General features: G+C 60.8%; 6 protein-coding genes and 1 pseudogene. 5 read left to right on the forward strand and 2 right to left on the reverse strand.

The genetic code is table 11. The features are described from left to right. The first annotated feature begins 208 nt into the window (after positions 1-208). A complete protein-coding gene (locus RMP06_RS21395) occupies positions 209-1693 on the forward strand; it encodes a hypothetical protein (protein ID WP_310463820.1) in 1485 nt (494 codons plus the stop codon). Positions 1694-1856: 163 nt separating this feature from the next. After that, on the forward strand, positions 1857-3239 hold the full coding sequence (locus RMP06_RS21400; protein WP_310463821.1) for a hypothetical protein: 1383 nt from the start codon (positions 1857-1859) through the stop codon (positions 3237-3239). 12 nt (positions 3240-3251) lie between these two features. Here RMP06_RS21400 and RMP06_RS21510 read toward each other — a convergent pair. After that, positions 3252-3302: pseudogene (locus tag RMP06_RS21510) on the reverse strand (SEC-C metal-binding domain-containing protein); the annotation flags it as partial. Positions 3303-3385: 83 nt separating this feature from the next. Here RMP06_RS21510 and RMP06_RS21405 point away from each other — a divergent pair. Continuing rightward, positions 3386-3793, forward strand: a complete 408-nt coding sequence (locus tag RMP06_RS21405; protein ID WP_310463822.1) for a DUF6088 family protein — start codon at positions 3386-3388, stop codon at positions 3791-3793. A gap of 144 nt (positions 3794-3937) precedes the next feature. On the opposite strand, the gene RMP06_RS21410 is transcribed toward RMP06_RS21405, so the two are convergent. Continuing rightward, positions 3938-4294: a hypothetical protein gene (locus RMP06_RS21410; protein ID WP_310463823.1), complete on the reverse strand. Its 357-nt coding sequence runs from the start codon at positions 4292-4294 to the stop codon at positions 3938-3940. Positions 4295-4508: 214 nt separating this feature from the next. On the opposite strand from RMP06_RS21410, the gene RMP06_RS21415 reads away from it, so the two are divergent. Both RMP06_RS21415 and RMP06_RS21420 read left to right on the forward strand, forming a co-directional pair. After that, positions 4509-6089, forward strand: coding sequence for a methyl-accepting chemotaxis protein (locus tag RMP06_RS21415; RefSeq protein ID WP_310463824.1), 1581 nt, complete (start codon positions 4509-4511; stop codon positions 6087-6089). Between the two features lie 172 nt (positions 6090-6261). Then, a complete protein-coding gene (locus tag RMP06_RS21420; protein ID WP_310463825.1) occupies positions 6262-7623 on the forward strand; it encodes an RNA-guided endonuclease InsQ/TnpB family protein in 1362 nt (453 codons plus the stop codon). Positions 7624-7997: the final 374 nt, after the last annotated feature.

Raw genomic sequence — 7997 nt, forward strand, 5'->3', positions numbered from 1 at the left:
CTCGTGCCGCAGTCGGTGTGCTTGGCGGCGCAGCAATTGCAACGACTCTTCCGAGAGTTGGCGTCCGTCTGGCGTTGTCATCGGCTTCACCTCTTTCCGGTCAATGGTCCAGTGTACTGCTTCTAATTAGGGTGTTAATAAGCTTGGGCTGGGTTGGCAAGTAAGGGATCCGAAGGACGGCGGCAAGATCAGCGGCAAGCAAGAATGCTTGTCTTTTCTCCGCACACTTGTCGATCAGTTACTAATAGACCTGACGGATCACTTAAAGCATTTTGAACGCAAAGCCTTGCTAAATGCACTGTTGATCAACTACGAGTCAGCCAGTCATTCTCGTGATTGGTGGCATAAAACGGCTGCGGCAATGCTTGCGCTGCGAGAGAATAAAACTGAAGTTATGGAAGGGATGTCTAGGCACGAGTTCAAACTCAATGGCACATTACAATCCACTCGCAATCTCATTGAAATGGTGTTGTGCGAGGCGCCTCTCAATGGCGGAAATATGCCGGGCGAATTAGATTTGGCTTTGATGCTTGCGCAAAGCGCACAGATTTTCCATCTAAGTGGCTGGTCGGGCTTGATCCACTGGGATTTATTGGAGCCGGAGTTGGAAATCCAACCGCTCGGTGATGTGCATGCGCACCACCATTTTATGGACACAGTTATTGAACCCTTTAGCAAAGCAAGCAGCGAGTACCGATATGCTTCTTCAGCCAATAAGTATGCCAAAAGCCTTCGCGGGGCAACCATCCTCGAAAACTCCAGTGATAGTGGGGTATCCCCATTTTTCTTAGATGCATGGCTGCAGGAATTCGGTGTATCCCTGGATGAATACAGAAGGTTTGTTGATGCATTGGAGAATTATGGCATTGAGCATCATCAAATGATTTTCACGTTTTCGAGAGCGGAATTGATAGCGTTGGCAGATAACTCGAATGCTGGCATGATTATTGTTGAATCTCTTGAGTTGGTGGCTAGACCTGAGTGGCGAACGCCCCCAAAAGGCTATTCGTGGAAAGATATTGCGCCATCTAGGTTTAAAAGGCGACTTGGCTTACTGCGACGACCCTTGATTCGGTTGGAAAAAAATGGGGGTGCAACATACCTAATTAATCCTGCATTGGTCCGCGAAGGCTTCAGCTCTATGGTGGGCAACTACTACGACGGTTCATATGCTGATGACCATTTGGGACCAGCTATGCGGAGATATGCTGGAATGGCCCGCGAACGAGATGGCGCGGATTTTAATAAGCGCGTTGCTTCTAGAATGGAGCAGCTCGGATGGAAGGTGGACCGAGAAGTTAGGCTAACCAAGGCTCTGCAAAAGGGATTTAATCGAGATTATGGAGACATTGATGTACTCGCTTGGAATGGCAATTCCGGCCGCATATTGATTATTGAGTGCAAGGATCTACAGTTTAAAAAGACTTATGGTGAAATCGCTGAGCAGCTCTCTGATTATCGAGGCTGGGCTTCTACGGATGGGAAGAAGCGCGACTCTCTCAGAAAGCATCTAGATCGTATGGAAATACTTCGAGAGCACATAGGAGAATTGGCTAACTACTTAGGTCTTGGCACGATTGGCAATATTGAGAGCCATCTGGTTTTTAGCCATCCTGTCCCTATGATGTTCTCGACGACCTTGTGCAAGAGCATGGCCGCCACGCATACCTATGATTCGCTTGCATGTGTGTAAGGGTGATTCACCAACCAATGTACGAGCCACTAAAACCACTAAGCTCATAAATCAGTCAAACGGAGATACCCAGCACTGCTAAAAATAATGCTCATAAAATATCTTTGAAATTGGGACTCTCTGATCCGGGGCAAGCGCCAGCAACGGTCAGACGCTCCGGGGCTTGACTCCCCGCACCTTTGCCGCCCTAGACGGCGACAACGCCCCCCGCATCCGTGTAGCGCCGAGCGAAATCCAGCCCTGTCTGTTTATCGGCTGGGCATCAAGCATGGCCGAAAAATTGAGCTTGCCGCTAGCGGCGCTGCACCATAAACCCATTGCCACTTGGCAATCTTCATCTCTCAGATCCATGAATGCAGGTTTCACACCATCTGAATGTCTGGTCAACGAGCTGAGCACCAGCAGCTTCATGAGGTTGTGGACGCACCCGAACCCAGTCGGCAAAGGCGGGAAAGAACTGTGTGACTGCTTGGTGGTGTGCGGCCCCCACATCATCATCATCTCTGTGAAAGAGATCGAGTTTCATGACACGGGCGACACCGTGGGTTGGGAGCGGTGGCAGAAGGCCGCCATCGACAAGTCGGTCCAGCAGATCTGGGGTGCCGAGCGTTGGCTTCGCGTCGCCGATCGCGTGGTTCGCAGCGATGGTCGAGAGGTTGTGCTGGCGCAAAAATCGGATCGCCGCTTCCATCGAATCACGGTCTCCCTAGGCGGCAGAGGTAACGTCCCCCTGAAGTGGGGCGATCTGGGCCACGGATTTGTCCACCTGCTTGACGAGTTCAGCTTGCAGGCATTCTTCAGCGAACTCACGACGATCACGGACTTCGTTCGCTACTTGTTTGCTGTCGAACGCATCTTCGAACGTGGCGCCAAGCCGGTCTTCGTTGGCTCCGGCGCAGAGGATCTTCTTGCGCTCTATGTCCAGAACGGCGAAGACTTTGGCATGTTCGATCCGGACACGGGCGAGCCGGCGCTGGCGTTGATCCAAGAAGGCGTCTGGGAGGCTCTGATCAAACATCCTGACTACCTTGCACGGAATAATGATCTCGAGTCCTCCTACGTTTGGGACCGGCTGATCGAGCATTTTGTCGAAGACCTCCTCACGGATGGGATGTTCGACATGTTCCGCAGGGAGGTCACGCAAAACGAACTCGCACTGGCCGCCATGGCGATGCAACCCCGTGGTTATCGCGCCAACCTTGCGGATGCCTTTCTGGAGTTCCTGCACCCGACTACCAAACATGTGGCCGCAAGAGTTGTCGTCGCGGATAACCAAACAGCGTTCGTCTTCACAGCCGGCGATTCGGCAGACCGCGAGCAGCGTGCCAGTGAACTGATGCTGCGGTGCCTTGTCGTTCGCGGCCGATGCGGTTCAGTGAAAACGGTCGTTGGCATTGCCACAGACAGGCCGCAAGCGGGAAAGCGAGGCCACTCCTCGGACATCGTCTACTTGCACATGCCGCACTGGGATCCGGCTGAGACCACGAAGATCGATCAGATCCAGGCGGAACTCGGCTACTTCAAGAACACCCGATGGCCGGCTTGACCATAGTGCGCGTCAGCCAAGGCAGCACTTCTTGTATCTCTTGCCGCTGCCGCATGGGCAAGGGCAAGGGCAAGGGCAAGGGCAAGGGCAAGGGCCAACAGGTTAGATGAATTTTCTTCTGAAGTGCCTGACCGGAGTTCGGCACCATGAACATCACCGACCGCATCAAACGCTCAGTCCAGCGCCGCCATGAACTGGTCCTTCGCCCCGTGGACTTCCAGGCGTTCGGGAGCAAGGCATCGGTCAAGCGTGCCCTGAAGGCGCTGGTGGACCAAGGACTGCTGGTGCGACTGGGCGTGGGGCTGTACGCCAAGGCCAAGCGCAGCGTGCTGTCCGGACAACCCATTCCGGCACGTCCGCTGGAAGTCCTGGGACCGATGGCGCTGACCCGGCTCGGGGTGACGCTGCGCGAGTCCACCCGCATCCGCGACTACAACGCCGGCCTGACCACCCAGGTGCCAACGGGAATCGTCGTCAACACTAGGCGCCGCCGCATCACGCGCAAGATCGGATTCAACGGGCAGTTCGTCGAGTACGAGCGGGTGAAGCCATGAAAAAACCCCTGAGCAGTCTTTGCACCGAAGCGCATCAACCGACAGGGGCCGTGTTGCCGCCATTGTAGCCAGCCGAGTCCCGACCAGCTTCACCCCGTCAGCAGTGGCGATTATCCAAAATTATCTGCATGGAGATAATTCATCTCAGGGCGGATGCAATGGGCTCGGCGCGGGGCTTTCTGCACTGAACCACCCCGCATACGGCGTGTTCTTGACCAGATGCCGATTGAAATCCTTGGCGCCATCGGTCCACCAGACCGGGCCGCGCTCGCCCAAGGCCACCTTGGCCGCGTGGACCGCAGCGCGGGCCGCCGCCAGCCGCTCGGCATCTCCTGCGCGACCGGCATCCCGGATGTCCCGCCGCGCCTGCATCAGGTCGCGCACCAGCGCCGCATGCAGGTCCGGCGCGAGACCGGGATTGGCCGCTCGCCACAGGCGGCCACGGACGACGATGTACCGGCCATCCGGCGTCGCGAGGAGCTTCAAGGTCAAAGCGTTCATGCTGAGTTCGCAGTGCACATGCGGACCACCCGATTCTGCATGCCAATGAACGGCCCACCGTGCCATCAGCAGCAGGCACGCAGTCCTTACGCAACCATGACCGGTCGCCCGCACCCGCCCCACGAACTGCCCGGCAAGTTGACGCTTATCAAGCGAGCCCCCACCCGGCGACCAGCCATGATCCTTCTCCCCCCACGGACAGAGAGCCCTACCCATGTCAGCCATTCTCCCGAAAGGCTCGGCAGTACCCACGTTTACCCCGGTCCAGCCGATCGACACCACCGGCTTCTTCGCCCACCACGGGCTCTGGGCCCCTGGCGTGCGGCTGTTTCGCCGCATGGGCTTCACGGCCAAGGCGCTCATCGTCTTGCTGTCGTTCGCCCTGCCGGTCGGTGCGCTGCTCGCGCTGCAACTGGTCACCCTGTCCGACACCCTGCTGGACAGCCGCAAGGAGGCCGCCCACCAGCAAGTGGACACCGTGCACCACCTGCTCGACTGGGCCCACACGCAGGAGACCAGCGGCGTCCTCACCCGGCCCGCGGCCCAGGCGCTGGCCCGGCAAGCCATCACCGGGCTGCACCACGGCGCCGAGGCCCAGGTCTGGATCCATGACCAGCACTTGGGTGATCTCCAGAACACGAACGGCGGCGGTTTCGTCCCCCACCAGGATCCACCGGCCGGCAGCGCCGCCCCTGCGAACCAGCTCGCCTATGTCCAGGGCTTCGATCCCTGGGGCTGGGTCATCGGCTCGGCAGTCCACACCGCCGCCATCACGCCCTTCCTCCAGCGCCAGATGCGCCTCGTCATGGCCACCCTGCTCGGCGCCCTGCTGGTGACGGTCTATCTCGGGCTGAGCTTCTACAAGGTCATGCAAGGCGGCCTGCAGGAAACCCGGCGCCACCTGACCGCGATGACCTCCGGCGACCTCACCACCTCGCCCGCCCCCTGGGGACGCGATGAAGCCGCCGTGCTGATGGGCGATCTGAAGCGCATGCAGGACGCGCTGCGGCAGATGGTGGCCAGCGTGCGCCGCTGCAGCGACGCCATGGCGGACTCCAGCCTCGCCATGGCCGCCGGCATGCAGGACCTCGCCACCCGCAGCGACCAATCGGCGGCCAGCCTGCAAGAGTCGTCCACCGCGATGGAGGAGATCCTCGTCGCCATCCAGCAGGGCTCGGCCCATACCGAGGAAGTGGCCCGCATGGCCCGGCAGACCGCAGCCGTCGCGGCCGACGGCGGGCAGGAAATGCGGGTCGTCATCGAGACAATGGACGGCATCCGCACCTCGTCCGCACGCATCGCCGAGATCCTGGGCACGATCGACGGCATCGCCTTCCAGACCAATATCCTGGCGCTCAACGCCGCCGTCGAAGCCGCCCGGGCCGGAGAGCATGGGCGGGGCTTCGCGGTGGTGGCCGGCGAGGTGCGCATGCTGGCCAACCGCAGCACCGAGGCAGCCCGCGAGATCAAGCAGCTCATCGGCAGCAGCGTGGGCGAGGTCAAGGCGGGCACGGCGGTCGTGCGCCGGGCGGGCGCGACCATCGACGCGATCGTCGGCTCGTCCCGGCGCGTCAACGAGCTGCTGGACGATGTCGCCGCCGGCACACGGGCGCAGCGCACCGGCATCGAGCAGATCGGCCAGGCGATGCAGACCCTCGACCAGACGACCCAGCGCAATGCCGCGCTGGTCGAGAAAACCGCAGCGGCCGCCGCCGCAATGACCACCCAGGCCGGCACGCTGTGTGACGCGGTGGCCCGGTTCCGCCTGCCGGGCGGCAGGCCCGACAGGGGCTGAATACGCCGGGCGAAACGCCCCTCGTTTCACGGGGTGCACCTGTCACCAGAAGGCGCGAGAAGCCCCGCCCTTCAGGACGGGGAGGCAGAGCGCAGGCTCGCGCAGCGAGCCGTTGGCTTGGTGGTCGAGTTTCCTATGGCATTGTTGACTGGCTTTATATACAGTATCAATCATGTCAATTCGAGCCTTCCGCTTCCAGTTGCGCCCCAAGCCCGGCACCGCGCACGCCCTGCGCCGGTTCGCTGGTGCGTGCCGCTGGGTGTGGAACCGGGCCATCGGCGAACAGCAGCGACTCCGGGCGGCGGGCGAGAAGTTCTCGGGTTACGCGGCGATGTGCCGCTGGCTGACGGCGTGGCGCAACGAGCCGGACACCGCGTGGTTGTCCGAGACACCAGTGCAGGCGCAACAGCAAACCCTGAAGCGGCTGGAGGCGAGCTACCGACGTTTCTTCGATGGCCAAGGCGGCTATCCCCGGTTTCGCGGACGCGGCCAAGACGCAGGACTGCGCTTCCCGAAAGGATCGGACTGCAAGCTCGACACGGTGAACCAGCGCCTGAAGCCACCGAAGCTGGGGTGGGTGAGGATGCGCCAGTCGCAGCCGGTCGAAGGTGAAGTACGGAACTACACGCTGACGCAGGAGCGGGGTCGCTGGTTCGTGTCGATCCAGGTTGAACAAGCTGACGTGATCCCGGCGGCGGGGCTGGTGCCAACGCTGGGAATTGACTTCGGCGTGGCGCTGTTCGCGGCGACGACGGACGGCGAGTGCGTGGCGCCGCTGAACGCACTGAAGCGGCAACAGAAGTACCTGAAGCGAGTCCAGCGCAGTGTCTCGCGCAAGGTGAAGGGATCGAAGAATCGGCGCAAGGCGATCGACCGGCTGGGGAAGGTGCATGCCCGGATCGCGGCGCAGCGCAACGACTGGCTGCACAAGCTGACGACGCAGTGGGCCGACGCTCATCCGGTGATCGCCATCGAGGATCTGAAGGTGGTGGCGATGAGTGCCAGCGCAAAGGGCACCGCCACCGAGCCGGGGCAACGGGTGCGGCAGAAGGCGGGGCTGAACCGCTCGATCCTGGATCAGGCGTGGGGCGAGGCACGGCGACAACTGGAATACAAGACAGCGGCCCGAGGGGGCGCAGTGGTGCCAGTGCAGCCGGCGTACACGAGCCAGCGGTGCAGCGCCTGCGGGCACACGGCCCGAGAGAACCGGCCGACGCAAGCCCGCTTCGCGTGCGAAGTGTGCGGGCACAGCGAGAACGCGGACCTGAACGCCGCGAAGAACATACTGGCCGCGGGACACGCGGTCTGGGTCGAAAGACCCGCAGTCTGTGGAGCGGAAGTCAGACGCGCCAGACCCGTGAGGGGACGACGCGCAGCCGCGATGAAGCAGGAACCCGTCGAAGGCTCGGCCGCGCAAGCGGTCGCGTCCGCCGGAATCTCCTGTCGAACACCGTTGAACGTGGAACCTCTGGCTACGCCAATCAACGACTTGGATAGCACCACGTCCTTGATGTTGGAACGGATTCACCACTGAGTCTGGAACTTTGCCAGAATTCAACCGCCGGACTTGGAACTTTCCGAGTTCGGCCGCTATGGCAGAGCGCCGCCGTGCGAGCGACCAAGGAGCCGATCGCGGACTTGCCCTTATGAGGGAAAGTCCTCATCAAAGCTGATAAACCTAGATGAATGGCGGCAATATGTCCTGAGCCGGCGTGCTCATCACTACAGAATTCAGTCGTTCGGTGTGAGGTTGCAAATGCGCATGAGCACGGCTTTGTTGCACAACCCACCCAGCCGGCCGGTGGTCGAGCGGTGAGGTAGGCTGACGGGATGAGCAAGCCGGCGAAGAAGAAGTACACGACGAAGAACTGGTCGCCCTACACGAAGGCGCTGAGAGCCAGGGGGTCG

Source organism: Sphaerotilus sp., assembly GCF_031429695.1.
In the GTDB taxonomy this organism is placed as follows: domain Bacteria; phylum Pseudomonadota; class Gammaproteobacteria; order Burkholderiales; family Burkholderiaceae_C; genus Sphaerotilus.

Bases quoted from the DNA above. Each gene is read 5' to 3' on its own strand.
- RMP06_RS21415 (WP_310463824.1), top strand. From the start codon at position 4,509: ATGTCAGCCATTCTCCCGAAAGGCTCGGCAGTACCCACGTTTACCCCG.
- RMP06_RS21410 (WP_310463823.1), bottom strand. From the start codon at position 4,294: ATGAACGCTTTGACCTTGAAGCTCCTCGCGACGCCGGATGGCCGGTAC.
- RMP06_RS21405 (WP_310463822.1), top strand. From the start codon at position 3,386: ATGAACATCACCGACCGCATCAAACGCTCAGTCCAGCGCCGCCATGAA.
- RMP06_RS21420 (WP_310463825.1), top strand. From the start codon at position 6,262: ATGTCAATTCGAGCCTTCCGCTTCCAGTTGCGCCCCAAGCCCGGCACC.